The organism is Methylosinus sp. LW3 (assembly GCF_000527115.1).
In the GTDB taxonomy this organism is placed as follows: domain Bacteria; phylum Pseudomonadota; class Alphaproteobacteria; order Rhizobiales; family Beijerinckiaceae; genus Methylosinus.
This window is the reverse complement of the sequence record NZ_AZUO01000001.1, coordinates 3,636,887-3,660,107: the sequence shown is the minus strand read 5'-3', so window position 1 is coordinate 3,660,107 and position 23,221 is coordinate 3,636,887. Positions and strand designations below refer to the sequence as shown.

Genomic DNA, 23,221 nt, shown 5'->3' with positions numbered 1-23,221 from the left:
GCCTCTGTTCGAAGTGGACGGTCGAGTCCAGCGCGGGAGACGAGAATGAAGCCGCAGAGCGGAGGGGCTTTTAAGTGAGAGCCGCGCGGATCAGATCGCGTCCGCGCCGGTCTCTCCCGTGCGGATGCGGACGGCGCCTTCGACATTCGAAACGAAGATTTTTCCGTCGCCGATGCGTCCGGTTTGCGCGGCTTTGCGGATGGCCTCGACGGCGCGGTCCACCGCATCGTCGGCGAGCACGATCTCGATTTTCACCTTGGGAAGAAAATCGACCACATATTCCGCGCCGCGGTAGAGCTCCGTATGCCCCTTCTGGCGACCAAAACCTTTCGCCTCGGTGACAGTAATGCCTTGCAGGCCGGCGCCTTGCAGGCCGGCGCCTTGCAGCGCTTCTTTTACTTCATCGAGCTTGAAGGGTTTGATGATCGCCTCGATTTTCTTCATTCACCTTTCCCCGCATCGCTCATGCCCCTCGCGCCGAAACTCAAGTCCGATCCAGCCGAGGAACCGATGGGGCTCATAGCATTTGCTGTCAAAATGTTCCACGAATAAAATTTATGCGGCCAACCGCAGACCACGCCCAAATTATGGGCGGAGCCTGCGATCGGCGCATTGGCGTCATCCACTCTCGCAGCGGAAGTCTCGGACGAAGCTCATGCTTCGTGGCGACGTCTTCTGCTGTCTCGTAGCGTCGGCTTTGTCGATATTACAAAGCCGAGCGCCGTGTCCTCAGCGTGTGGGGACAGTGGAGATGGTCTTGAGGATTTGCGAGGCGATCTGGTAGGGGTCGCCTTGCGAGTTCGGGCGGCGATCTTCCAGATAGCCCTTATATTCGTTCTTGACGAAGCTGTGCGGCACGCGGATCGACGCGCCGCGATCCGCCACGCCCCAGCTGAAGGTGTGGATCGACGCAGTCTCGTGCAGGCCGGTCAGACGCATATGATTGTCCGGGCCATAGACGGCGATGTGATCGTCCTTGGCCTTCTCGAACGCGCCCATCAGCTGCTCGAAATAGGCCTTGCCGCCCACTTCGCGCAGATAGGTCGTCGAGAAATTGGCGTGCATGCCCGAGCCGTTCCAATCGGTGGCGCCGAGCGGCTTGCAGTGGAACTCGATGTCGATGCCGTATTTCTCGGCGAGACGCAGCAGAATGTAGCGCGCCACCCACATCTCGTCGGCCGCCTTGCGGGAGCCCTTGCCAAAGATCTGGAATTCCCACTGGCCCTTGGCCACCTCGGCGTTGATGCCTTCGTGGTTGATGCCGGCTGCGAGGCAGATATCGAGATGCTCCTCGACGATCTGACGCGCGATGTCGCCGACATTCTTGAAGCCGACGCCGGTGTAATAGGGACCCTGCGGAGCCGGGAAGCCCGCCTCGGGGAAGCCGAGGGGACGGCCGTTCTTATAGAAGAAATACTCCTGCTCGAAGCCGAACCAGGCGCCCGGATCGTCGAGGATGGTGGCGCGGGCGTTGGACGCATGCGGCGTCACGCCATCCGGCATCATCACCTCGCACATCACCAGCGCGCCATTGGTGCGGGTGATGTCGGGGAAAACGGAGACCGGCTTCAGAACGCAGTCCGAGCTTCTTCCTTCCGCCTGCTTGGTCGAGCTGCCGTCGAAGCCCCACAGCGGGAGCTGCTCCAATGTCGGGAAGCTCTCGAATTCTTTGATCTGGGTCTTGCCACGGAGATTAGGCACGGGCGTGTAGCCGTCGAGCCAGAGATATTCGAGCTTGTACTTGGGCATTTTTATTCGCCTCCTTACCCTTGATCGACGCTCGACGCGGCGCCGTTCGACGTCGTCGGCGGCCGAGCCGAAACCGTCGACGGCCCCGCATGCTCAGCACGGCTCATGCCAAAGCCGAGCCCCGCCTAAATCGCAGGCGCCGTGGGAGGAGGGATGCGCGGCCGCGCCGCGCTTTTCCTTACAATTTATTGTTTTGAGGAACGATCGTCATTCGCCGGCGTGGCCTCGGATGATCTCCGCGAGACTCGGCGCAGCGGCGCCGCCATGGCCGAGGCGCCGCCATCTAACGCATTTTGCCGCCTTGTTTTTTGGCAGGCGCCGCTTCAGCCAGCGGCCCCGACGACCGGCAGCTCCGCGCGCGCGCCCCATTCGGACCAGGAGCCGTCATAGACGGTGGCGGGCCGGCGTCCCGCCGCGGCCAGCGCCAGGCTCAAGATCGAGGCGGTGAGGCCGGAGCCGCAGCTCGCGATCACCGGCCGCTCGAGGTCGATCTTCGCCGCCGTGAAAATCTCCGCGAGGGCGGCGGCGTCTTTCAGCCGCCCCTCGGCGATGAGATTGCCGAAGGGCAGGTTGAGCGCGCCCGGCATATGGCCGGAGCGCAGGCCCGGGCGCGGCTCTGGAACGCTCCCCGCGAAACGCTCCGCCGAGCGCACGTCGACGACCTGCGCCGAGCCGTCGGCCAGGGCGCGCGACACATCGGCGGCGTCGGCGACGAGGGCGTGGTCCATGCGTGCGGTGAAATGTCGCTGCGGGCGATGGCTCTCGCCCTGCTCCAGCGGACGGCCTTCCGCCTTCCAGGCCGGCAGGCCGCCGTCGAGAATGGAGACGTCGGTGAGGCCGAAGACGCGCAAGGTCCACCACAGGCGCGGCGCCGAGAACAGGCCGAGGCTGTCATAGACCACGGCGCGCATGCCGTCGCCGAGGCCGAGCTTGCGCACCGCCGAGGAGAAGGCGACCGGATCCGGCAGCATATGCGGCAGATCGGTCGAATGGTCGGCGATGGCGTCTATGTCGAAGAAGACGGCGCCGGGAATATGGGCGTCGATAAATTCGGCGTGCGGGTCGCGGCCGGCGGCGGGCATGTGCCAGGAGGCGTCGAAGATGATGACGTCCGGCGCAAGGAGATGGTCGGCGAGCCATTGCGTGGAGACGAGCAGCGTCTCGGGATCGATGTTCGGAGCGGCTGTCGTCATTGCGATTCTCCCGTCGATCCGCGGCTGCGCCCGCGATAGCGTCGGCGCGGCGATCGTTGTAGCAATGTATCAGAATCGATTCGCTTCCAAAATCGCCGAAAAGGCCAAAATCGAGACCATGCTCGAGATTCCAGGCAAGGCCTGCGGTCCCTGCGCCTTCTGCTGCAAGGTGCTGGAGATCGAGGAGTTCCCCAAGAAGGCCGGCGTCTGGTGCGAGCACTGCACGCAGACCAATGGCTGCGCCGTCTACGCCACGCGACCGGACGTGTGCCGCGACTATCATTGCCTCTGGAAGGAGGAGCGTTCGCTGGGCGCGCAGCTGCGGCCGGACAAGGTCGGCACGCTGCTGATGGATGACCCCGACAGCGACGAATATCATGCGGTCTGCGACCCCGAAAAGCCGTTTTCCTGGCGCAATCCTCTCGTATTCAAGCATCTTGTGAGCGAGGCGAAGTCCGGTCGCATCGTGGTCGCCAAAGCGGGTCTGCGCGCATGGCGCATATTCGCCGACGGCAGCTGGCAGGAATGGGCTTGAGACGAGCCCTTGGTCCTCCGGCGCGGCCCGAGCATCGACAAGCGCCCGCGCCTGGCCCATCGTGGCCAGGATGATTCGATCGATCGCAGGTCTTCGAATGGCGTTTCTCTCATCCGTTCAGGGCGGAGCCGGGCGCGGCAGGGCCGTAGCGCTCGCCTTTCCGGGGCTCGTGACGCTCGCCGCGCTCGCCGCCGCTGCGCCCTGCGGGGCGGAGACGCTCAAGGCGAATTTCGCGCTGAGCCTGCTCGGCCTCTCGATCGGCCACGCCTCGGCCAATGGCGTCATCGAGGGCCGCAATTACCGCATCGACATTTCGATGCGCACCACCGGCCTCGCCTCTCTCGTCAATGACACACGCGGCGCCGCCACCGCCTCCGGCGCGCTGTCGAGCGAGGGGCTGACGCCGACGAGCTACGCCAACACCACCTCCAACACCTATGAGACGCGCACCGTCCGCATGTCGCTCGCCGGCAATTCCGTGCGCGCCGTGCATGTCGATCCGACGCCTTGGGACCTGCCGGTCCGCATTCCGGTGACGGAGAGCAACAAGTCCCACATCACCGATCCGGTGAGCGCGCTCATCATGAGCGTTCCGGCGAGCGAGCCGCTGGTCGGCCCCTCCGCCTGCAATCGCACCATTCCGGTCTTCGACGGCGTCACCCGCTTCGATGTGACGCTCTCCTTCGTCGAGATGCGCAATGTGGAGACGCACGGCTATTCCGGCCCGGTGTCGGTCTGCGCGGCGCGCTACCGTCCGATCGCCGGCCATCGGCCGGACAGCGTCTCGACGCGCTTCATGGCGGAGAACAGCGACATCACCGTCTGGCTCGCGCCTCTGCAGACGGCGCATGCGGTGGTGCCCTATCGCATGGCGCTGCGCACCAATGTCGGCATGCTGACCGTCGAGCCGGCGGAGTTCCACCTCGGCGGACGTCGCCAAGCCGCGGAGAGATCGTCCCCGGAGCGATCGGCCCCGGAGCGATCGGCCGCCGATCAATAGAGCGCTTTCCGATCGAACGGAATCGTTCGATCGATCAGAATTCGCTTCCAACGAAAGAATCTAGAGCGCTCAGTCGATGCGGATCTCGCGCGTCTTCTTGCGGTTCAGCCGGTCGGATTCATATTCGAGATAGCGCACTTCCTTCGGCTCGGCCGATCCCGGCGCGAGGCAGAAGGAGGGCGCGGGCGTGAAGCGCCCATCCGCTCCCGCGAAACATTCCGAGAAGCGCACCTCGCAATCGAAGGAGGTGTCCGTCCGCGGCGCGACCTTCGTCACCAGCGCGCGGGCTTTCTCCACCGCGCTGGCGCAGAGGTCGGCGCCCAGCCCATAGGCGCGGCATTGCTGGACGGTCGCCATGTATTGGCCGTCGCCCGTGCAGGCGGGCGTGCGGCGGTAGCCGAAGAACCAGACGGCGCCGGCGAGAGTCGCGATGCCGGCGACGGCGATGAAGGCGAAGGAGGGGCGAGCCATGGCGTCGGTTTTCTTTTTTCTTCGTCGAGCCGCAGCTTCATTAACCGCGCCGCGCGCGTCTCCGCAAGCCCCATCCGTCGGCGTGGGGGCGGCGCCGCATCTTGACAAGCCTCTAAGGCTACAATAATTGCGACCGTCATGCTGCGAGCGTGGATCGCGGCTTCGTTCGGCCGTTCTGAGGAGAACAGCGCCGGGCGCGAATAACGTCGGCGCGTCTCGAAATGCAGCCAGCACTCGAGACGTTCTCGGAATTCGAGCCGGCGACGATATCCACCAAAACGTATCGCACGTAGAGGCGAGACTTCGCCAACCATGGGTGATATCGTGGCTTTGCTGGCAGCCTGAACGAAGTCGGGCGTTAAAGGAGGAGGAAGCGTTATGGGAGCAATTCTCGAGCTTACGAGCTATGCGGCGACCCCGGTGGGCATGATCGCGATCATCGCGCTCGGCGCCGCCGCTTATTTCGCTGCGCGCTGGGTCCTGAGCGACTGACGCTTCAGAACCGCTACGGATATGATGCGGCGCATCGGCGGGTCCGATGCGCCGCTTCTTTTTTTTGCGCTTGCGAATTCCGCACCTCTGACGCAGCGCGAAACGCGCGCCGAGGCTTTCCAATGGAAGCCGCAGGTTATATAGTCCGGCCTACCCACTCGGGGGGCTTCGCCGTCCGAGCCCGTCCCGGCTGCGTCGGCAGCGTTTCACTTGGAGTGGTCACTTGCAGTGGTCCATGGCCTCGACGTCTTCGACAAAGCTCGGAGATGAGCGACCGCGCGCCGTCGGGCGTCCCGTTCCGATCCGCGCCTCCGCCATGCAGGCCGCGGCCGAGGGCGCGCCCTCCGCTCTGCGCCATAAGGCCGAGCGCTCCAGCGACGACCGCGACGAGAATGGCGCGACCTTTCCGATCGACGTCGCCATCGCCGACAAGAGCCCGCTGATCCTCGCCGGGCTCGAGGCGCTGCTCGCCGACGACCGCCGCTTCAATCTCGTGCTGAAGGTCACGGACGGCGAGGAATTTCTCGACGCCGCCAAGCTGCAGCGCTTCCAGATCGCCATCATCGGCTGGCAATTGCCGACGCTGCATGCGCGGGAAGTGTTGCGCGCTCTGTCGCGCCAGCCCTCCGCGCCCAAGATCGTCGTCTATAGCGGCACCAACGACCCGGCCGCGCCGGCGGAGACGCTGCAATTGGGCGGCGCCGGCTTCGTCAGCAAGCGCGCCCCGCCGGAGCGTCTGCTCGACGTGCTCGCCTCCGTGGCGGCCGGCGACATGGTGTTTCCCTTTGTCGATATCCGCAAGATGCGCGCCGATCCGCTGGAGAATCTCACTCTGCGGGAGCGCAGCCTGCTGTCGGCGCTCGGCTCCGGCCACACCAATAATCAGCTCGCCAAGGATTTCGGCGTCTCGATCAACACGATCAAATTCCACTTGCGCAATTTGTTCGAGAAGCTCGAGGTGCGCAATCGCGCCCAGGCCATCGCGCTCTTCCTCGAGATGAAGCACGGCTCCTGGACGGCGGCGACGCCGGGCGGCCGCGCCGAGTCGGCGGGCGCCCGCGGCAAGAAAGCCTCACGCGATTAGGCCCCGTTACTCTCGAGGCTGCGGAAACAGCGCATCCGTCTTGCCGGTCAGCCGATAGGCGACGAGGCCCACCCATTCATGCGTCGCTGTGTCGACGAGCTTCAGCTGGTCGGAGGCGTGCGAGCGCAGGCCGAGGGGCAGGCGCAGGCCCGTGTGATAATTGACCGGATAGGCGACGACGGGGAAGCCGACGCGGCGGAAAATCCCCATGGAGCGCGGCATATGGCTCGCCGAGGTGACGAGCAGCCAGCGCTCGCCGGGCGCGGGCCGCGCCAGCGCCAGCGCATTGACGGCGTTTTCCCATGTGTTGCGCGAGCTGTCCTCGAGGATGATGCGCCCCGGCTCGACGCCGAGCTTCGGAAGCAGCCGCCCGACGATTTCGGCCTCGGAGCCGGCGGCGCCGAACAGCCTGCCGGAGCCGCCGGCGAAGAGCAGCTTGGCCGCCGGATATCGGCGCGCGAGCTCGACCATCGCCGTCACGCGCTCGCCCGCCTCGGTCATCGCCGCGCCGCCGCGAGCCCGGCTCAGCTTCTCGTCGATCGCGCCGCCGAGAACGACGATTCCATCCGGCGCCGGCGCATCATCGGCGACCTGCGGAAAGCGGTTCTCCAGCGGATAGAGCATCAGATCGCCGAGCGAGGTGAAGCACAGCAGCAGCAGCGTCGCTACGCCGAGCGCCGCCACAATGCGCCCCTTGGCGGCGAAGCGCGTGAAGGAGAGCGCCACGCCGACGGCGGCGAGGAAAACGCCGACATGCAAAGGCGCGAGGAAGAATTCGCCGATCTTGGACAGGATGAAAAACATTGTCGCTCGAATTGTCTGGAGGAAACGGCGCGCCGCGTCGCGCGCGCGACGATTTCAGCCGTCACGCGCGCAGCGATAATCGATAAGGGTCACAATCGCGAGGCGCCCGCTCACATATTCGGATAATTCGGCCCGCCGCCGCCCTCCGGCGGAACCCAATTGATGTTCTGCGCCGGGTCCTTGATGTCGCAAGTCTTGCAGTGCACGCAATTCTGCGCGTTGATGACGAAGCGCGGATCGCTCTTCGTCGCCTCCTCCGCATAGACCACCTCATAGACGCCCGCCGGGCAATAGAGCCGCGCCGGCTCGCCATAGATCGGCAAATTCTTCTCGATCGGGACCGACGGATCGCGAAGCGTCAGATGGCAGGGCTGATCCTCCTCATGGTTCGTGTTGGAGACGAACACAGAGGAGAGCTTGTCGAAGACCACTTTGCTGGTGAGCTTCGGATAGACGATCGGCGTCACCTGCGAGAGCGGCTTCAGGCAGGCGTAATCCGGCTTGCCATGCTTCAGCGTGCCGAAGATCGAAAAGCCGAACAGCTCATTCGTCCACATGTCGAAGCCGCCGAGCGCAATGCCGAGCTTGGTGCCGAATTTCGAGAGCAGCGGCTTCACATTGCGGACCGGCTTCAAATCCTTGCCGATATCGCTCGTGCGCCAGGCGGCGTCATAGGCCGAAACCTCGTCATGCGCGCGGCCTTCCGCCAGCGCCGCCGCCACATGATCGGCGGCGAGAATGCCGGACAGCACGGCGTTGTGCGAGCCCTTTATGCGCGGGACATTCATGAAGCCGGCCGAGCAGCCGATCAGCGCGCCGCCGGGGAAGGTCAGCTTCGGCACGCTCTGCCAGCCGCCCGAGGTCAGCGCGCGCGCGCCATAGGCGAGGCGCTGCCCGCCTTCCAGCACCGGCGCGATGGACGGATGCGCCTTGAAGCGCTGGAACTCGTCGAAGGGCGAGAGCGTCGGATTGGAATAGTTGAGATAGACGACGAAGCCGACCGAAACGAGATCCTCGTCGAAATGATAGAGGAAGGAGCCGCCGCCGGTGTCGTCGGCGAGCGGCCAGCCCACCGAATGCTGCATATGGCCGGGGCGGTGCTTCTCCTTGGGGATGCGCCACAGCTCCTTGAGGCCGATGCTGAATTTCTGCGGCTCGCTCTTGGCGTCGAGCGCGTATTTCTTCAGCAGCTCCTTGGCCAGCGAGCCGCGCGCGCCTTCCGCGATCAGCGTATATTTGCCGCGCAGCTCCATGCCGCGCGTAAAGCTGTCCTTGGGCGCGCCGTCGCGGCCGACGCCCATATCGCCCGTGGCGACGCCCAGCACCTCGCCCTTTTCGCCATAGAGCAGCTCCGCGCCGGCGAAGCCCGGATAAATCTCGACGCCGAGCCCCTCCGCCTCCTGCGCCAGAAAGCGCACGACGCTGGCGAGCGAGCCGATGAACTTGCCCTCATTGCTCATCAGTCTGGGATTGACGACATGCGGGATGGTGACGGCGCTGGTCGGCGTCAGCCAGAACATGTCGTCGCTGGTCACTTGCGTCTTCAGCGGCGCGTCGTCGCGGCTGCGCCAGTCCGGCAGCAGGCGGTCGAGGCCGATCGGATCGATGACCGCGCCGGAGAGAATATGCGCGCCGGGCTCCGAGCCCTTCTCGATGACGACGACCGAGAGATCGGGCGAAATCTGCTTGAGGCGGATCGCGGCGGAGAGGCCGGCCGGGCCGGCTCCGACGATCACGACGTCGTAATCCATAGCTTCGCGCGGGGGCAATTCTTCTGTCTCAGCCATCGTCTTTCCCATTTCCGGGCGCGGTCCCTTTCGGGCGCAGTTCGAGGCGCGAGGGGAAGGCCCTCGCGTCGGCGAATTTGGAATGAGAGCGATTTCATGTTTTTTCGAAAGAGGAAACCCCCGGGCCATGGATTTGGGGCAAGTTTTTCGCCCAAAGAGTCGCTTGCGCCCGGCGACAGCGCTTCCTTCTCCCACTCGTGGGAGAAGGTGGCCCTCGCGTCAGCGAGGGTCGGATGAGGGTCCCTGCCACTCGCCGAACCGCGCGCCGCTCATGAATCGAATTCGAAACGGCTCACCTGCACGGACCCTCATCCGACCTCGCTTCGCGAGGCCACCTTCTCCCGCAAGCGGGAGAAGGAATGCGCGAGCGCACCTATGCCACAACAGCCCCCTCACGCTGAGGAGCCCGCGAAGCGGGCGTCTCGAAGCGTAGAAGCGCGCCCTGGATCATCCTTCGAGGCTTTTTGCGTTCCGCAAAAAGCGCCTCAGGATGAGGGGATTGTATTTGCCGGGAGGAAGGGGTCGCCCGAAAACGGTGTGAATCCGTTGGCGGATGGCGCGCAGGCTCGCATTTCGCCGATGCGCAGGAGGGAACATTACTGGCAGTTGCTTCGCCTTTTTCGACAGGAATGGACATAGTATAGAACATACGATAAATATTTTGCGCTATTTAAGCGTGCTCAATAGTGCCTCCACTTCCCGAAGGAAGCCCTCTAATCATATCCCTATATTTACTGAGAGAATCGAGAGCTGCGTCTAATGACGGTGCGTTTTCACTATTTACAAGCTTGAAGAAAGCGCCCGAAGAGCATGTCGAAGTTAGCATTCCGTTTGGAATATGGCCGTGTCGTTTGATCAAGTCCTCGCGCACGACGCTTTGAATAGCGTCTGGGTATTTTGCACCGAAGGTGTTGGAGAGATTATATATTATTTCATACACATCGGAGCAAAAAGCGTGCGCCTCTTTGACAGTGGGGATAGTGCCTTTGTGTATTACCGCATTTCGGAACGTTGCAATGCTGGGCTTGAGCTTATAGACGCTCTCAAAATCGAGAGCGTACATGAGCATAAAAGCTCCAGCCTGCCGCTCTGATTGCCTAGCCATTTCCGCAAACATTTTATCATAAAGTCCGTCTGGCATTTTTCTATTATGAAACGCGACGCGCAGCGCAAATTCATAAAATCGTTCGAGTGCTGCTGCAAAGCTCGCGCAGGCTTCGAGCGTGAACCCTTCCAGAAGAGCCATTGCTCCAGATTCCAACAGCATTTCGAATTTTTGGCTTTGCAAGACGATCGCGGTTCTGTGGCCCGCAGAGCACTCGATGACCGCAGTTCCATTGTCAAAATAATCCACTGCGAACACTTCGAAGGATGGCTGACCAGTGACGGCGAAGCATTGCATGCAGGTTGCAACTGTTTTCATGAAACGGCCTGATTGAGAGAACGAAATCGCGTCGGATATTTCAGTCGAGAATTTAAGGTCTTCCCTGCTTCGTCAGCATTCGGCTCCGTCGAAAAAATCGGGAGGCGAGGCATCGCCGTCCGGTGCACCAACTTTTAATAAGTTCAAGGTCGCTCGGCTACAGCTTATGCCGCCTCCGCCCAAAGCGGAAATCTCCCCACCGCCGCCCCTTGACGCATCCTGAAAATATTCCTATCTCTGCCCTCGCTCCCGCCGACGCAAGGGCGCGTTCCTCGGGTCGTGGAACGCGGGCGGGGGCCGGCTCCATCCGGGACGGCGACCCCCGTCCCTGGACAGGCGGCGCGTCGCCGGACCGGCGTTTCTCTCCCGTCCATAGGGAGAGCGAGAGCCGTTCCGTGAGCCCAGGCATTCGGAAGCGATCGGGTCCTGAATGTGAAAACCCAGGATTCGCGGGTCCGAATGCGCCTCGGGACGTCGACGAGAAGGCGAAGCCGCGTTTCGGGACGCTCCGGAACCGATGAATATCTCTTCGCGCTGCGGCCGAAAGGGGCCGGAGCGTCCCGAACCGCCCTTCCTCCCCCGCCGCCGCGAGGCGCCGGGCGCTTCGGCGTGGGAGGATGATAATCCTATTTCGAAGCCGTCGCGCATGAGATAAACGAGACGGGCGTTTCCACCTCCCCCTCGAGGGGGGAGGTCGAGCGCCGGAGGCGATCGGGAGGGGGTGAACCCCCGAGTCTTTGCCGTTGCACCCCACCCCGTCCGGCTATCGCCGGCCGACCCTCCCCCTGAAGGGGAGGGTGGAGCGCCCGCCACGCGCCGCGTTGACTTCCCGGTCCCCAGCGCCTAAAAACGCGCCAATCTCGTCAGAGATGACCTATGACCCGCCCATTCGCCCGAGAGGCGTAGGGCCAACGTCCGGCAGCGCTGAGCGCCCCCGGGCGCGCTTTGCTTTGGACGGGCGCGTGGCGAATAGGCAGTAGCGAAGAGATCGAGCTTCGGCTCTACTCGCTACTTCCTATTCGCTACTCGCTCCCTGGGAGAACCGCATGTTCGAGGGCCTTTCCGACAAGCTCTCCGGCATATTCGACAAGCTCACGCGGCGCGGCGCCCTTTCGGACGCCGATGTCGCCGAGGCTCTGCGCGAGGTCCGCCGCGCTCTGCTCGAGGCGGATGTCGCGCTCGATGTCGTGCGCACATTCACCGACAGCGTGCAGGCCAAGGCCGTCGGCGCCAATGTGGTGAAGTCGGTCTCGCCCGGCCAGATGGTCGTCAAGATCGTCAATGACGTCATGGTCGAGACTCTGGGCTCGACCGCGCAGCCGATCGACCTCGACGCCGCGCCGCCAGTCGCCATCATGCTGGTCGGCCTGCAGGGCGCCGGCAAGACGACGACCGCCGCCAAGATCGCCAAGCGCCTGAAAGAGCGCCACGGCAAGCGCGTGCTGATGGCCTCGCTGGACGTGAAGCGCCCGGCCGCGCAGGAGCAGCTCGCCATTCTCGGCCGGCAGGTGGAGGTCGACACTCTGTCGATCGTGCCGGGCCAGGACCCGGTGAAGATCGCCAAGCGCGCCGAGGAGACGGCCCGGCGCGAAGGCTATGATGTGGTGATGCTCGACACGGCGGGCCGCACACACATAGACGAGCCGCTGATGGAGGAGATGGCGCAGATCAAGGCCGTCTCCAAGCCGCATGAGATATTGCTCGTCGTCGATGCGCTGACCGGTCAGGACGCGGTCAATCTTGCCAAGAATTTCGACGATCGCGTCGGCCTGACCGGCATTGTGCTGACGCGCGTCGATGGCGATGGCCGCGGCGGCGCGGCGCTCTCGATGCGCGCCGTCACCGGCAAGCCGATCAAGCTGATCGCCACCGGCGAGAAGATGGATGCGCTCGACGAATTCTCGCCGCAGCGCATCGCCAATCGCATTCTCGGCATGGGCGACATTGTGGCGCTGGTGGAGAAAGCCGCCGCGGCGGTCGATCAGGAGCAAGCGCAGCGCGCCGCCGAGCGCATGGCGAAAGGCAAGTTCGATCTGCAGGATTTGGCCGATCAGCTCGCCATGATGGAGAAGGTCGGCGGCTTCGGCGGCATAATGGGGCTGCTCCCCGGCGTCGCCAAGATGAAGGAGCAGATCGCCTCCGCCAATATCGACGACAAAATGTTCAAGCGCCAGCGCGCGATCATTCTGTCGATGACGCCCAAGGAGCGGCGCAATCCCGACATTCTCAAAGCCTCGCGCAAGCGCCGCATATCGGCGGGCTCCGGCGCGAAGGTGGAGGACATCAACAAGCTGCTGAAGCAGCATCGCCAGATGGCCGACATGATGAAAGCCATGGGCGGCGGCAAGGGCGGCGGCATGATGGCCAAGGCCGCGCAGATGATGGGCATGGGCGGGATGCAGGCGCCCTCGCCCGAGCAGCTCGCGCAATTGCAGAAGAAAATGGGCGGCGGCCAGCCGCCCGGCGCCGGCCCCAGCATTCCCGCTGCGCCGCCGGCTTCCGCATTCTCCGCCAAGCCGACCCTGCCCGGGCTCGGCGGCGGCGGAGGTTTCCTGAGCGGATTGAATCCGTTCGGGAAGAAGAAATGAAGGGGCGGATAGCGAATAGCGAGTAGCGAATAGTTCGCTCACGCTACTCGCTATTCGCTATTCGCTACTCGCTCACAAAGGAAGAACCAAATGTCCCTGAAGATCAGACTCTCCCGCGGCGGCGCCAAGAAGCGCCCCTTCTATCGCGTCGTCGTCGCCGATTCGCGCTCGCCCCGCGATGGCCGCTTCATCGAGCGTCTCGGCACTTTCGATCCGCTGAAGCCGAAGGACGCCGCCGATCGTCTGGTGCTCGACGCCGAGAAGGCGCAGGAGTGGATCGCCAAGGGCGCGCAGGCGACCGATCGCGTCGCCCGTCTGCTCGAGAGCGTCGGCGTCGGCAAGCGCGAGGCGCATAATAATCCGCAGAAGGCCCAGCCGAAGAAGAAGGCGCAGGAGCGCGCCGCCGCTGCGGCCGCCGCCGCCGAGGCCGCCTCGGCCTGATGACGCCGTCCTTGCGAGCGAAGCGAAGCGACCCTGGGCCGCGCGGCGGTCTCTGGAGCGCTTCGCTCGTGCGGCGATGCGAGCCTGGACCGCGAGCCTTCGGGCTCGCTTTCCCATGAAAAACGCCGTTCTCCTCGGCCGGCTCGGCGCCGCGCATGGCGTGCGCGGCGAAATCCGCCTGCAGAGCTTCACCGCCGATCCTTCGGCGATCTCCACATACGGTCCCTTGTTCGACGCCCGCGGCGCGCGCCGTTTCGTCATCGCCTCGCTGCGGCCGATCGGCAAGGACATGTTCGTCGCGCGTCTCGAGGGCGTGCGTGACCGCGAGGCTGCGATGGCTTTGACCGGCGTCGAGCTCTATCTTCCGCGCGCGGCGCTGCCGGAGCCGGAGGAAGACGAATTCTATCTCGCCGATCTCGAAGGTCTGCGCGCGGAAACGCCCGCCGGCGAGACGCTCGGCGTGGTGATCGCCGTGCGCAATTTCGGCGCGAGCGATCTGTTGGAAGTGCGTCCGCCCGCCGGCGGCGAGACGCTGCTCTTCCCCTTCACCAAGGCCGTGGTTCCGATCGTCGATCTGGCCGGCGGCCGCGTGGTGGTGGAGCCGCCGCTCGAGATCGAGGGCGATGCGCCTTCAGGGGAAGAGGGATAGCCGTCCTCATCGCGGCGGCTGCGCCACCAGCGGAAAATTTTCGGGGTGGCGAATGGAGTCGACATGCAGATCGACATCCAGCTCGGGCCAATAGAGATGTTGCGGATTTAGCCGTTCCACTTCGAATATCTGCGAGACCGCGGCCGTGCGGAACCACGGAAACTGGTCGAAAGGCATGAAGAGCTGCTCATCGTCCAGCCGCAGCCAGACGCCGAGCTTCGTCACACCCGAGACTTCAACCGGGGAAGTGTCGACGCCAGGCATCCCTGATCTCCTTATTCATGCTCTCGGATCATGATCTCGATTTCCAGCAAGGCCTGAGCCGACAGCCCCTGATTGCGCGCCAACGCGATTTCCGAATCCATCCAGAACTTGGCTTCGCCGTCTGGATGGTAGACATGAACATGCGCCCTCGGCTCCTCACGCGAGAGGAAATAGAACCGATATCCTCTTTGGCGAAACAGCGTCGGCGACATATCGGCCTTTCGTGGCGGTGAGCGCCCGCGAGAGAAACTCTAGCTCGCAACCATCGCGGGCGAAAGCGCGCCGCCTTTCCCGTCCCGCGCCCCCATGCCATAACCCGCCCCATGTGGCGCGCGACGATACTCACTCTCTTCCCGGAAATGTTCCCCGGCCCGCTCGGCCTGTCGCTCGCGGGCGACGGGCTGTCGCGCGGGCTCTGGTCGCTCGAGGCGCGCAATATTCGCGAGCACGGCCTCGGCCGTCATCGCGCTGTCGATGACACGCCCGCCGGCGGCGGTCCCGGCATGGTGATGCGCGCCGATGTTCTCGCCGCGGCGATCGACGCGGCCGCGCCGGAAGGCGATGCGAGACCGCGCTTGCTGATGAGTCCGCGCGGCGCGCCGCTGACGCAGAGCCGCGTGCGCGCGCTGGTCGAAGGCGAGGGCGCGATCATCCTCTGCGGACGCTTCGAGGGCGTGGACGAGCGCATCATCGAGGCGCGCGCGCTGGAGGAAATCTCGATCGGCGATTATGTGCTTTCGGGCGGCGAGATCGCGGCCATGGCGCTCGTCGACGCCTGCGTGCGCCTGTTGCCGGGCATAATGGGCGAGTCGGCCTCGGGCGAGGAAGAGAGCTTCGAGAGTGGTCTGCTCGAATATCCACAATATACGCGGCCACGCGATTTCGAGGGCCGCGCCATTCCCGACATTCTGCTCTGCGGCGATCACGCCAAGATCGCGCGCTGGCGCCATGAGCGCGCGCTCGAGCTGACGCGCGCGAGGCGGCCAGATTTGCTGGCGCGGGATGGAAAGAAGCGCTGACTGCAATCAGGCGCGATGCTTTTTCCGTCATTGCGAGCGAAGCGAAGCAATCCAGAGCCATGGGGCGGCCCTGGATTGCTTCGTCGCTACGCTCCTCGCAATGACGGAAAAGCGCTGTTCAGGACATCACCACATTCACCGCGCTCTCGGGCAATTCCTTGCCGAAGCAGCGCTGGTAGAACTCTGCGACGAGCGGACGCTCGAGCTCGTCGCATTTGTTCAGGAAGGTGAGCCGGAAGGCGAAGCCCACATCGCCGAATATCTCGGAATTCTCCGCCCAGGTGATGACCGTGCGCGGGCTCATCACCGTGGAGAGATCGCCGGACATGAAGGCGTTGCGCGAGAGGTCGGCGACGCGCACCATCTTATTGATGGCGTCGCGGCCTTCCTTGGTCGCATTGAAGCTCTTCACCTTGGCGAGCACGATATTGGTCTCCGCGTCATGCGGCAGATAATTGAGCGTCGAGACGATGGACCAGCGGTCCATCTGGCCCTGATTGATCTGCTGCGTGCCGTGATAGAGGCCGGATGTGTCGCCGAGGCCCACCGTATTGGCGGTGGCGAACAGGCGGAAGGCGGGATGCGGACGAATGACGCGGTTCTGATCGAGCAGCGTCAGCCGGCCGGAGACTTCCAGCACGCGCTGAATGACGAACATCACATCCGGACGGCCGGCGTCATATTCGTCGAAGCAGAGCGCGATATTGTGCTGGAGCGCCCAGGGCAGAATGCCGTCGCGGAACTCCGTGACCTGCTTGCCGTCCTTCAGCACGATCGCGTCCTTGCCGACGAGATCGATGCGCGAGACATGGCTGTCGAGATTGACGCGCACGCAAGGCCAGTTGAGCCGCGCGGCGACCTGCTCGATATGCGTCGATTTGCCGGTGCCGTGATAGCCCGTGACCATGACGCGGCGGTTGCGGGCGAAACCGGCGAGAATGGCGAGCGTCGTCTCGCGGTCGAAGAGATAGTCGGGATCCTTGTCCGGGACATGCTCGGTCCGCTCGGAATAGGCGGGAACCTCGAGATCGGAGTCGATGCCGAACAGCTGGCGCACGGAGACTTTGAGGTCCGGCAGGGGCGCGGACCCGGCCGCTTTGTCGCTTGGGGTTGACATTGATCCTCCGTTTCGCCGACGCGCGCTCGCGACATTCGCGCCGGCAAGGCCTGGTCAAACGCTTGTTCAAACGAGCTTGGCGGCCCGCAACGTCTTATATGCGTGAATGATCTCCCGCAGTCTTTCCTCGCAGGAGCGATCTCCGCCATTGGCGTCGGGATGGTGACGTTTGACGAGCTCCTTATAGCGCGTCTTTATCGCCTCCGCACCGGCGGTCTCATCGAGACCGAGAGCATTCAGCGCCTTGATCGTCACCGCCGAATAGCGCGGGCTCGCCTCGGCCTGCGGCCGGGCGCGATGCGCCCGCTGCCGGTAGAGGCCCATAGGATCGGCGAAATTGTCGGGCCGCAGCGGGTCCTCGCGGAAGGAGGCCTGTCCGCGCTTCACGCCCATGGACCAGGTGGGGCGATGGCCGGTGGTGGCGTCGTCCTTCAGGTAACGGGCGACGTCCTCGTCGCTCATTCCGTTGAAGTAATTGTATGAATTATTATATTCCCGCACGTGCTCCAGGCAGAAGCAGAAATATTGCCCCTCGCGCAGCCGTCCCATGGGCGCGCGATGGGCTCCCTCGGCCTCGCAGCCGGGGGCGTCGCAGCGAAAACGAGTCTCGCGGCGCTCCTGCCTCTGCTCGGGCTTCACGCGGATACGATCGAAGAGGGGCGAATTCAAATCCATGGCGCTGCATTATGGTAGACTGGCCGCAGGCTGCAAGCGGAACCCGACGTCAATTTCAATCGGCGGGAATTTTGCTTGGACCGAGGCGACGAGGAGGATTCCACTATGGCCGAGCAAGGCAATATCGGCGCCGTCCAGGCCCGCATCCGTTCGAAGCTGACCGAAGGGCTCGCGCCCGTCACCTTGAAGGTGATCGACGAGTCTGACAAGCACGCCGGGCATGGCGGCCACCACCAGGATGGCGAAAGCCATTTTCGAGTCGAGGTGGTGAGCGAGGCTTTCGCGGGCAAGAGGCTCGTCGAGCGGCATCGCATCGTCAACACGCTGCTCGCCGAGGAGCTGGCGACGCGCGTTCATGCTCTGACGATCACCGCCCGCGCCCCGCAGGAGTAGCGCTGTCATCGCGAGGAGCGCAGCGACGAAGCGATCCAGGGGCCGCCCCCGGCTCTGGATTGTTTCGCTTCGCTCGCAATGACGACGGCCGGCCTCCTTACTGCAAAGCCATTGCGGCCCCGCTTGACGCGCCGCCGTTCCTGCGCAAATCTCGGTCTCGCCCAGGGGAGCCTCGCCGCTGGCGCGCTTTGCGCGTGGCAAGAGGCTGAGAGGCCGAATAGCTTTTTTAAAAAGCGGCTCGGCGACCCTTCGAACCTGATCCAGTTCGCGCTGGCGTAGGGAGGCCGCATGTTCCTGATATTCCTCGGCCCTATCGGGCCGCATCGATGCTGATCGGCGTGATCGGCGCCGGCGTCGCCGGCCTGACCGCGGCTTTCGAGATCGCCCGCGCCGGCGCGCCGCATGGCGCTGAGGTCGAGCTGATCGAGAAAGCGGCGGAGCCGGGCCGCGGCTGCTCGCATTACGCCGGCGGCATGATCGCGCCCTGGTGCGAGCTGCAGAGCGCCGAGCCGATTGTGGCGACGCTCGGCGAGGAGGCGCTCGCCTTCTGGACCAAGGACATTCCTGTCGCGAAAGTCGCCGGCAGCCTCGTCGTCGCGCCGCCGCGCGACCGCGCCGAGCTGACTGAATTCTCCCGCCGCACCCGGCGGTTCGAGCGGCTGGACGCGGATGGCCTCGCGGCGCTCGAGCCGGCGCTGGCCGGGCGTTTCTCGGGCGGGCTCTATTTTCCTCAGGAGGCGCATCTCGAGCCGCGCGCGGCGATGGCGGCGCTGTTCGAACATTTGCAGACAATGGACAATGTCCGCATCCGGCTCTGCGCCGATTCCGTTCCACGGGCGGATTGGATCGTCGATTGCCGCGGCTTTGCCGCGCGCGGCGCGCTGGCGGAGCTGCGCGGCGTCAAGGGCGAGATGCTCGTGCTGCGCAGCGAGGAGATCGAATTGTTCCGCCCCGTCCGAATGTTGCATCCGCGCCATCCGGTCTATGTGGTGCCGCGCGGGGAGGGCGTGTTCATGGTCGGCGCGACGATGATCGAGAATGAGGAGCGCTCCCGCGTCACGGCGCGCTCCATCGTCGAGCTGGTCAATTCGGCTTTCGCGATTCATCCCGCTTTCGCCGAGGCGGAGATCGTCGAGACGGGCTCGGACGTCAGGCCGGCCTTCCCGGACAATCTGCCGCGCATTTCGCGCCAGGGCCGGACGCTCTATGTGAACGGGCTCTATCGGCATGGATTTCTTCTGGCGCCGGCGCTGGCGCGCCGCGTCGCGCGTTTTCTCTTCACGGGCGATATCTTCCCGGAGGTCATGAATGCGAATCAGGGTGAATGGGCAGACGCTCGAGATCGAGGCGCCCACATTGGAACGCCTCATCGAGGAATTGGGCTTTAGCGAGCAGACCGTCGCGACGGCGGTGAATCAGGAATTCGTGCGCAGCAAGGATCGCGGCGAGACGCTGCTGGTCGAGGACGATACGATCGAGATCGTCACGCCGCGGCAGGGAGGGTGAGGGGATTGTCGAACTTGCTACCTCCTCCACGAACTCCATGTTAGAGTCGGGTCATGAGCACGATCGTCACGGAAATCTACGACGCCCTTCGAGAGGCCGGCGCGAGCGAGGAGAAAGCGCGCAAGGCCGCGGAGGTCGTCGCTAATTTCGACTCGAAGAACAGCGACGTCAGCATGAGTTCGCTTTGCTGAAAGGCGAGTTCAACACCGTGAAATGGATGCTCGCGACCAATATCACGCTCACGCTTCTGGTGCTCGGAAAGCTGTTCCTGCACTGATGGCCGATGCGGTTTCCGGTCGAGCCCCGAACCAGCCGAATGCGATGACTGCGTCTCTCCTCCTCTACGGCGAGGTCCTATCCTCCCGCTTCCTGCTCGGCACGGCGCGCTATCCTTCGCCGGCCATACTCGCCGAGGCGATCCGCGTGGCGGGAGTGGAGATCGTCACCGTCTCGCTGCGGCGGGAGGCCGGAGGCTCGCGCGCGGGCGAGAGTTTTTGGCGGCTCATTCGCGAGCTCGGCGTGCGCGTGCTGCCCAACACCGCCGGCTGCCGGACGGCCAAGGAGGCCGTCGCCACCGCGCAAATGGCGCGCGAGCTGTTCGGAACCAGCTGGATCAAGCTCGAGGTGATCGGCGAGGAGGACACGCTGCAACCGGACGTCTTCGGCCTGGTCGAGGCGGCGCGCATCCTCAGCGACGACGGCTTTTGCGTCTTTCCCTATACGACCGAGGATCTCGTCGTCGCGGAGAAGCTGCTGGACGCCGGCTGCCGCGTGCTGATGCCCTGGGCGGCGCCGATCGGCTCCGGCCGCGGGATCAATAATCTTTTCGGCCTCAGAGCGCTGCGCGCGCATTTTCCCAATACGCCGCTCATCGTGGACGCCGGCCTCGGCGCGCCCTCGCAGGCGGCGGCCGTCATGGAGCTCGGCTTCGACGCGGCGCTGCTCAACACGGCGGTGGCGCGCGCCGGCGATCCGGTGGCCATGGCGCGGGCCTTTTCGCTCGCCATAGAGGCTGGCCGGGCGGCCTATCTCTCCGGTCTGATGGAGCCGCGCGACATGGCGGCGCCTTCGACGCCCGTGCTCGGCCGCGCCTTCGACGACGGACTCGAGGCATGAGCGCGCTTTCGTTCCCACCTCCCCCTGGAGGGGGGAGGTCGAGCGCCGAAGGCGCTCGGGAGGGGGTGAGCCCCCGAGTCTCGGGCGGCGAACCCCACCCCGTCCTGCTGCGCAGGCCCACCCTCCCCCTGAAGGGGAGGGTGGGGCGCGTCGCCTCTCATTCGAGCGTCATCCCGTCATGAGCGCGATTTTGCTCGATCCCTTCTATCTCATCGTCGATTCCGCCGATTGGCTGCCCCGGCTGTTGCCTTGCGGCGTGAGGCTCGTGCAATTGCGCGTCAAGGATCGCGAGGAGGCGGCGCTGCGCGAGGAGATCGCCCGCGCCCGCGATCTTTGCGCGGCCCATGGCGCGCAGCTCGTCGTCAATGATTATTGGCGGCTCGCCATCGATCTTTCCTGCGATTTCGTGCATCTCGGCCAAGGCGATCTCGACACGGCCGATATCGCCGCGATCCGCGCCCATGGAATAAGGCTCGGCGTCAGCACCCATGACGAGACGGAGCTGGAACGGGCGTTGGCGCTCTCCCCCGATTATATCGCGCTGGGGCCGATCTATCCGACTTTGCTGAAGCAAATGGCCTTCGCCCCGCAGGGGCTCGAAAAAATCGGCCAATGGAAACGCCGCATCGGCGAGATTCCGCTCGTCGCCATAGGCGGGTTGACGCCGGAGCGCGCCCGCGCGGCGCTGGCGGCGGGGGCGGACAGCGCCTGCGTCGTCACCGATATATTGCGCGCCGCGGAGCCGGAGGCGCGGGCGCGCGAGTGGGTGGCGGCGACGGACGAAAAGCGTCTCACGACGCCCCGCCGATCGGCCACTCCCCTTTGAACACATTGCCCTGATTGTCACGCGCCTCGACGCGCATCACCTTGGCGCCATTTGGCTTGTAGGCGAAGCGGAAGCTCGGATCCTCCGACAGGGAAATTCCGCCCTCCATGGAGAAGATCAGCGCCTCCCCCTGCCGCACCTCGACCTTGTCGACATAATGAGCCGGAATATAGGCGCGGGTGATCGGGTCCATCTGCAATCCCGAATTATTGGGATGGCGAATCATGATCTGCGCCTCGCGCAGGGCGGGATTCTCGCTGGCGAACTCCCGATATTTCATTTTGCCGAGATTGGCGCTGGCCTCGTCCTGATCCTTGATCGCCGGGGCCGAGCAGCCGCCCGAGGCCTTCACGAATTTCACCACCGAATGCAGCGCGCCATCGCCCGTTTGGCCGACGACATGCACATTGGTGTAGGAGTTCACGCGCACGCGCGTTTCTATCTTCGCGACGCCGGCGCCCTCGCCGAAGGAGAAGGCCGCCGCCATGGGCATGGGATTCTCGTCGATCACCAGCGTCGCCGCGCGCAGGCCCGGCTCGAGCAGCGAGATGGTCATCGGCACGATGGCGGCGTCCTCGGCCCGCTTCGGCGCGTCGAGCGCCACCACGCCCTCATGCGAGGTGATCGCGCGATCGTGGAAAATATCGGTGACGAGGCCCGGCCAGGGATCGATCTTCGGCTCCTGGGCCGAGGCGGCGGCGGCCCAAAGGCAGAGGGCTGCGGCCGCTGCGATGGGGCGCAGGAGGGACCGCGAGCCTTCAGGCTCGCTCTCATTCGGCGATTTGCGAGCGTGAAGGCTCGCGGTCCAAGGGCTCATCTGCGTTCCTCCGGTATTTTTTGGAATCATAGCGCTGTGGGCGCGGCCGGCTCAAGGGGCCTCCCATTCCAGCTCGGCGAAGCCGGCCGTGGCGTTGCGCGTGTGATAATCCTCGAACAGCAGCCAATTGGGCTTTTCGCCGCGGCCGGCTGTCGTCACCGCGCGCGCGAGCGTCTCCCCTCTGGCGATATCGGCGCGCAAATCGCGGGTGAGATGGTCGAGATAGGCTTTTTGCGCCTCCAGCGCCTGCGGCCAGGGAGCGACCGCCGGCCCATGGCCCGGCACGACGCGGACCGCCTCGATCTTCCGCAATTCCTCGATGACGGACAGAAAGCCCAAAAGGCTGCCGTCGATGATCGGGACATGCTGCAGGAACAAGAGATCGCCGGTAAAGAGCGTGCCGCTCTGCGGATCGAGCACGGTGAGATCGGAATCGCTGTGAGCGGTGCGCCAGGCCTTCAGCGCGATCTTGCGGCCGCCGAGATCGAGAATCGTCTCACGTTCGACGGTGAGGGTCGGCGGAACCAGAATCACATCGTCGAGCAGGGCGCCCATCGTCTCGCGGAAAGAAGAGAGATAGTGCGGGCCGCGCGTCGCCATGGCGCGCGGGAGATTCTTGTGCCCGACGAAGACGGCTCCCGTGTCTCGAAAGGCAATATTCCCGAAAATATGATCCGGATGGACGTGAGTGTCGATGACATAACGGATCGGCTTGGTCGTGCGCTGCTGCAATGCAGCGAGGAAAGCCTCGCCCTCCGCGCGGCTGCCGCCCGTGTCGATGACCGCGACCGCCTCCGCGCCGACGATGGCGCCGAGATTGGCGATGCCGCCGAGGTTATCGCGAGACATCAAGGCGGTCACGCCCTGATGGACGAAGACTCCCGGCGCGATCTCGGTCAGCTCGAAGCTTTTCGCGCCGTTCGCGACGAGGCAGAGAAACGCAATCGCGAGCCCTCGAATAGTGCGTTGCAGCATCGGTTTTTCAGCCTCGTTTTTCGCCCGTTTCACGCGCGAAATCAGGAAAGTCGGGAACAGGATTTGGGGATTGCGCTTCAATTCCGTGCGACATATTATCCCGCCGTTTCCGACCTAAAAGAGGCTTTCCGGCCGGGAACCGGAAAGCGTCTCGACGGAGATACGGGCGGGGCTGCGGGCGCGGCGTTTCCGCCCGATCGCCGTGGCAAAAACGAGGAAACGGCTTCCCAAAGCCTTAGGGCGTCGGAAAGGCGCGATGTCGGCGGCGTGGCCGGGCCTTTTGCACGGTGATGTCGT

The 23,221-nt window shown here is 64.5% G+C and carries 27 protein-coding genes and 1 riboswitch; of the genes, 14 read left to right on the top strand and 13 right to left on the bottom strand.

The window, feature by feature from the left end:
- Positions 1–90 precede the first annotated feature (90 nt).
- From METLW3_RS0118380 to sseA, 3 genes are all read right to left on the bottom strand, one after another.
- A complete protein-coding gene (locus METLW3_RS0118380; RefSeq protein WP_024881285.1) occupies positions 91–444 on the bottom strand; it encodes a P-II family nitrogen regulator in 354 nt (117 codons plus the stop codon).
- Between the two features lie 285 nt (positions 445–729).
- The gene (locus tag METLW3_RS0118375; RefSeq protein WP_024881284.1) at positions 730–1,749 is read right to left on the bottom strand and encodes a glutamine synthetase beta-grasp domain-containing protein; all 1,020 of its coding nucleotides are present in this window, start codon (positions 1,747–1,749) and stop codon (positions 730–732) included.
- A 323-nt stretch (positions 1,750–2,072) separates the two neighbouring features.
- Positions 2,073–2,942: a 3-mercaptopyruvate sulfurtransferase gene (gene sseA / locus METLW3_RS0118370; protein WP_051465455.1), complete on the bottom strand. Its 870-nt coding sequence runs from the start codon at positions 2,940–2,942 to the stop codon at positions 2,073–2,075.
- A gap of 118 nt (positions 2,943–3,060) precedes the next feature.
- Here sseA and METLW3_RS0118365 point away from each other — a divergent pair, with 118 nt between their 5' ends.
- Together METLW3_RS0118365 and METLW3_RS0118360 are read left to right on the top strand one after the other, a co-directional pair.
- Complete coding sequence (locus METLW3_RS0118365; protein ID WP_024881282.1) at positions 3,061–3,477, top strand: hypothetical protein; 417 nt, start codon at positions 3,061–3,063, stop codon at positions 3,475–3,477.
- A gap of 97 nt (positions 3,478–3,574) precedes the next feature.
- On the top strand, positions 3,575–4,477 hold the full coding sequence (locus METLW3_RS0118360; RefSeq protein ID WP_024881281.1) for a DUF3108 domain-containing protein: 903 nt from the start codon (positions 3,575–3,577) through the stop codon (positions 4,475–4,477).
- Between the two features lie 69 nt (positions 4,478–4,546).
- On the opposite strand, the gene METLW3_RS0118355 is transcribed toward METLW3_RS0118360, so the two are convergent.
- Positions 4,547–4,948 carry a DUF1190 domain-containing protein gene (locus tag METLW3_RS0118355; RefSeq protein ID WP_024881280.1) on the bottom strand — a complete coding sequence of 134 codons (402 nt, stop codon included), beginning with the start codon at positions 4,946–4,948 and terminating at the stop codon, positions 4,547–4,549.
- Positions 4,949–5,663: 715 nt separating this feature from the next.
- Here METLW3_RS0118355 and METLW3_RS25865 point away from each other — a divergent pair.
- Positions 5,664–6,524, top strand: a complete 861-nt coding sequence (locus METLW3_RS25865; RefSeq protein WP_245267411.1) for a response regulator transcription factor — start codon at positions 5,664–5,666, stop codon at positions 6,522–6,524.
- Positions 6,525–6,530: 6 nt separating this feature from the next.
- Here the strand turns inward: METLW3_RS25865 and METLW3_RS0118335 are convergent, their stop codons facing one another.
- From METLW3_RS0118335 to METLW3_RS28350, 3 genes are all read right to left on the bottom strand, one after another.
- On the bottom strand, positions 6,531–7,328 hold the full coding sequence (locus METLW3_RS0118335; RefSeq protein ID WP_024881278.1) for a YdcF family protein: 798 nt from the start codon (positions 7,326–7,328) through the stop codon (positions 6,531–6,533).
- A 110-nt stretch (positions 7,329–7,438) separates the two neighbouring features.
- Positions 7,439–9,115 (bottom strand): electron transfer flavoprotein-ubiquinone oxidoreductase, encoded by a 1,677-nt coding sequence (locus METLW3_RS0118325; protein WP_024881277.1) that lies wholly within the window; start codon positions 9,113–9,115, stop codon positions 7,439–7,441.
- A 670-nt stretch (positions 9,116–9,785) separates the two neighbouring features.
- Entirely contained in the window at positions 9,786–10,538 is a 753-nt protein-coding gene (locus METLW3_RS28350) for a hypothetical protein (RefSeq protein ID WP_157516593.1), read from the bottom strand.
- Between the two features lie 1,046 nt (positions 10,539–11,584).
- On the opposite strand from METLW3_RS28350, the gene ffh reads away from it, so the two are divergent.
- From ffh to rimM, 3 genes are all read left to right on the top strand, one after another.
- Entirely contained in the window at positions 11,585–13,126 is a 1,542-nt protein-coding gene (gene ffh / locus METLW3_RS0118315; protein WP_024881275.1) for a signal recognition particle protein, read from the top strand.
- 90 nt (positions 13,127–13,216) lie between these two features.
- Positions 13,217–13,567, top strand: a complete 351-nt coding sequence (rpsP, locus tag METLW3_RS0118310) for a 30S ribosomal protein S16 (protein ID WP_024881274.1) — start codon at positions 13,217–13,219, stop codon at positions 13,565–13,567.
- Positions 13,568–13,682: 115 nt separating this feature from the next.
- A complete protein-coding gene (rimM, locus tag METLW3_RS0118305; RefSeq protein WP_024881273.1) occupies positions 13,683–14,216 on the top strand; it encodes a ribosome maturation factor RimM in 534 nt (177 codons plus the stop codon).
- A 6-nt stretch (positions 14,217–14,222) separates the two neighbouring features.
- On the opposite strand, the gene METLW3_RS0118300 is transcribed toward rimM, so the two are convergent.
- Both METLW3_RS0118300 and METLW3_RS25860 read right to left on the bottom strand, forming a co-directional pair.
- Positions 14,223–14,480: a DUF2442 domain-containing protein gene (locus tag METLW3_RS0118300; RefSeq protein ID WP_024881272.1), complete on the bottom strand. Its 258-nt coding sequence runs from the start codon at positions 14,478–14,480 to the stop codon at positions 14,223–14,225.
- 11 nt (positions 14,481–14,491) lie between these two features.
- A complete protein-coding gene (locus tag METLW3_RS25860) occupies positions 14,492–14,692 on the bottom strand; it encodes a DUF4160 domain-containing protein (protein WP_198022780.1) in 201 nt (66 codons plus the stop codon).
- A gap of 111 nt (positions 14,693–14,803) precedes the next feature.
- Here METLW3_RS25860 and trmD point away from each other — a divergent pair, with 111 nt between their 5' ends.
- Positions 14,804–15,499: a tRNA (guanosine(37)-N1)-methyltransferase TrmD gene (gene trmD, locus METLW3_RS0118290; RefSeq protein WP_024881271.1), complete on the top strand. Its 696-nt coding sequence runs from the start codon at positions 14,804–14,806 to the stop codon at positions 15,497–15,499.
- Between the two features lie 118 nt (positions 15,500–15,617).
- Here the strand turns inward: trmD and cobS are convergent, their stop codons facing one another.
- Both cobS and METLW3_RS0118280 read right to left on the bottom strand, forming a co-directional pair.
- Positions 15,618–16,616, bottom strand: coding sequence for a cobaltochelatase subunit CobS (gene cobS / locus METLW3_RS0118285; protein WP_018267775.1), 999 nt, complete (start codon positions 16,614–16,616; stop codon positions 15,618–15,620).
- Between the two features lie 66 nt (positions 16,617–16,682).
- Entirely contained in the window at positions 16,683–17,291 is a 609-nt protein-coding gene (locus tag METLW3_RS0118280) for a DnaJ domain-containing protein (protein ID WP_024881270.1), read from the bottom strand.
- Positions 17,292–17,396: 105 nt separating this feature from the next.
- Between METLW3_RS0118280 and METLW3_RS0118275 the strand changes: the two genes are divergently transcribed.
- The 6 genes from METLW3_RS0118275 to METLW3_RS0118240 all read left to right on the top strand — a co-directional run bounded on the left by METLW3_RS0118275 (position 17,397) and on the right by METLW3_RS0118240 (position 21,132).
- Positions 17,397–17,684, top strand: coding sequence for a BolA family protein (locus METLW3_RS0118275; RefSeq protein ID WP_024881269.1), 288 nt, complete (start codon positions 17,397–17,399; stop codon positions 17,682–17,684).
- Between the two features lie 153 nt (positions 17,685–17,837).
- Positions 17,838–17,983: riboswitch (TPP riboswitch) on the top strand.
- A gap of 27 nt (positions 17,984–18,010) precedes the next feature.
- Positions 18,011–19,072, top strand: coding sequence for an FAD-dependent oxidoreductase (locus METLW3_RS0118265; RefSeq protein WP_024881267.1), 1,062 nt, complete (start codon positions 18,011–18,013; stop codon positions 19,070–19,072).
- Positions 19,041–19,190: a sulfur carrier protein ThiS gene (thiS, locus tag METLW3_RS0118260; protein WP_245267409.1), complete on the top strand. Its 150-nt coding sequence runs from the start codon at positions 19,041–19,043 to the stop codon at positions 19,188–19,190. The genes METLW3_RS0118265 and thiS overlap by 32 nt, the downstream gene beginning before the upstream one ends.
- Before the next feature lie 53 nt (positions 19,191–19,243).
- Complete coding sequence (locus METLW3_RS28345) at positions 19,244–19,381, top strand: hypothetical protein (RefSeq protein WP_157096014.1); 138 nt, start codon at positions 19,244–19,246, stop codon at positions 19,379–19,381.
- A gap of 130 nt (positions 19,382–19,511) precedes the next feature.
- Entirely contained in the window at positions 19,512–20,306 is a 795-nt protein-coding gene (locus METLW3_RS0118245; protein WP_024881265.1) for a thiazole synthase, read from the top strand.
- Between the two features lie 178 nt (positions 20,307–20,484).
- Positions 20,485–21,132, top strand: a complete 648-nt coding sequence (locus METLW3_RS0118240) for a thiamine phosphate synthase (protein ID WP_198022779.1) — start codon at positions 20,485–20,487, stop codon at positions 21,130–21,132.
- Here the strand turns inward: METLW3_RS0118240 and METLW3_RS0118235 are convergent.
- Both METLW3_RS0118235 and METLW3_RS0118230 read right to left on the bottom strand, forming a co-directional pair.
- Positions 21,098–21,949, bottom strand: a complete 852-nt coding sequence (locus METLW3_RS0118235) for a quinoprotein dehydrogenase-associated SoxYZ-like carrier (protein ID WP_245267402.1) — start codon at positions 21,947–21,949, stop codon at positions 21,098–21,100. The two genes, METLW3_RS0118240 and METLW3_RS0118235, sit on opposite strands and share 35 nt — an antisense overlap.
- Before the next feature lie 51 nt (positions 21,950–22,000).
- Positions 22,001–22,924 (bottom strand): quinoprotein relay system zinc metallohydrolase 2, encoded by a 924-nt coding sequence (locus tag METLW3_RS0118230; RefSeq protein WP_024881262.1) that lies wholly within the window; start codon positions 22,922–22,924, stop codon positions 22,001–22,003.
- On the opposite strand from METLW3_RS0118230, the gene METLW3_RS28870 reads away from it, so the two are divergent.
- Entirely contained in the window at positions 22,817–23,215 is a 399-nt protein-coding gene (locus METLW3_RS28870) for a hypothetical protein (RefSeq protein WP_166671813.1), read from the top strand. The genes METLW3_RS0118230 and METLW3_RS28870 overlap by 108 nt on opposite strands.
- The last annotated feature ends 6 nt before the right edge of the window (positions 23,216–23,221 follow it).

Excerpts from the sequence above, each read along its gene's own strand:
- METLW3_RS0118380 (WP_024881285.1), bottom strand. The coding sequence starts at position 444 with ATGAAGAAAATCGAGGCGATCATCAAACCCTTCAAGCTCGATGAAGTA.
- METLW3_RS0118375 (WP_024881284.1), bottom strand. The coding sequence starts at position 1,749 with ATGCCCAAGTACAAGCTCGAATATCTCTGGCTCGACGGCTACACGCCC.
- sseA (WP_051465455.1), bottom strand. The coding sequence starts at position 2,942 with ATGACGACAGCCGCTCCGAACATCGATCCCGAGACGCTGCTCGTCTCC.
- METLW3_RS0118365 (WP_024881282.1), top strand. The coding sequence starts at position 3,061 with ATGCTCGAGATTCCAGGCAAGGCCTGCGGTCCCTGCGCCTTCTGCTGC.
- METLW3_RS0118360 (WP_024881281.1), top strand. The coding sequence starts at position 3,575 with ATGGCGTTTCTCTCATCCGTTCAGGGCGGAGCCGGGCGCGGCAGGGCC.
- METLW3_RS0118355 (WP_024881280.1), bottom strand. The coding sequence starts at position 4,948 with ATGGCTCGCCCCTCCTTCGCCTTCATCGCCGTCGCCGGCATCGCGACT.
- METLW3_RS0118335 (WP_024881278.1), bottom strand. The coding sequence starts at position 7,328 with ATGTTTTTCATCCTGTCCAAGATCGGCGAATTCTTCCTCGCGCCTTTG.
- METLW3_RS0118325 (WP_024881277.1), bottom strand. The coding sequence starts at position 9,115 with ATGGCTGAGACAGAAGAATTGCCCCCGCGCGAAGCTATGGATTACGAC.
- METLW3_RS28350 (WP_157516593.1), bottom strand. The coding sequence starts at position 10,538 with ATGAAAACAGTTGCAACCTGCATGCAATGCTTCGCCGTCACTGGTCAG.
- ffh (WP_024881275.1), top strand. The coding sequence starts at position 11,585 with ATGTTCGAGGGCCTTTCCGACAAGCTCTCCGGCATATTCGACAAGCTC.
- rpsP (WP_024881274.1), top strand. The coding sequence starts at position 13,217 with ATGTCCCTGAAGATCAGACTCTCCCGCGGCGGCGCCAAGAAGCGCCCC.
- rimM (WP_024881273.1), top strand. The coding sequence starts at position 13,683 with ATGAAAAACGCCGTTCTCCTCGGCCGGCTCGGCGCCGCGCATGGCGTG.
- METLW3_RS0118300 (WP_024881272.1), bottom strand. The coding sequence starts at position 14,480 with ATGCCTGGCGTCGACACTTCCCCGGTTGAAGTCTCGGGTGTGACGAAG.
- METLW3_RS25860 (WP_198022780.1), bottom strand. The coding sequence starts at position 14,692 with ATGTCGCCGACGCTGTTTCGCCAAAGAGGATATCGGTTCTATTTCCTC.
- trmD (WP_024881271.1), top strand. The coding sequence starts at position 14,804 with ATGTGGCGCGCGACGATACTCACTCTCTTCCCGGAAATGTTCCCCGGC.
- cobS (WP_018267775.1), bottom strand. The coding sequence starts at position 16,616 with ATGTCAACCCCAAGCGACAAAGCGGCCGGGTCCGCGCCCCTGCCGGAC.
- METLW3_RS0118280 (WP_024881270.1), bottom strand. The coding sequence starts at position 17,291 with ATGGATTTGAATTCGCCCCTCTTCGATCGTATCCGCGTGAAGCCCGAG.
- METLW3_RS0118275 (WP_024881269.1), top strand. The coding sequence starts at position 17,397 with ATGGCCGAGCAAGGCAATATCGGCGCCGTCCAGGCCCGCATCCGTTCG.
- METLW3_RS0118265 (WP_024881267.1), top strand. The coding sequence starts at position 18,011 with ATGCTGATCGGCGTGATCGGCGCCGGCGTCGCCGGCCTGACCGCGGCT.
- METLW3_RS28345 (WP_157096014.1), top strand. The coding sequence starts at position 19,244 with ATGAGCACGATCGTCACGGAAATCTACGACGCCCTTCGAGAGGCCGGC.
- METLW3_RS0118245 (WP_024881265.1), top strand. The coding sequence starts at position 19,512 with ATGACTGCGTCTCTCCTCCTCTACGGCGAGGTCCTATCCTCCCGCTTC.
- METLW3_RS0118240 (WP_198022779.1), top strand. The coding sequence starts at position 20,485 with ATGAGCGCGATTTTGCTCGATCCCTTCTATCTCATCGTCGATTCCGCC.
- METLW3_RS0118235 (WP_245267402.1), bottom strand. The coding sequence starts at position 21,949 with ATGAGCCCTTGGACCGCGAGCCTTCACGCTCGCAAATCGCCGAATGAG.
- METLW3_RS28870 (WP_166671813.1), top strand. The coding sequence starts at position 22,817 with ATGGACGAAGACTCCCGGCGCGATCTCGGTCAGCTCGAAGCTTTTCGC.
- METLW3_RS0118230 (WP_024881262.1), bottom strand. The coding sequence starts at position 22,924 with ATGCTGCAACGCACTATTCGAGGGCTCGCGATTGCGTTTCTCTGCCTC.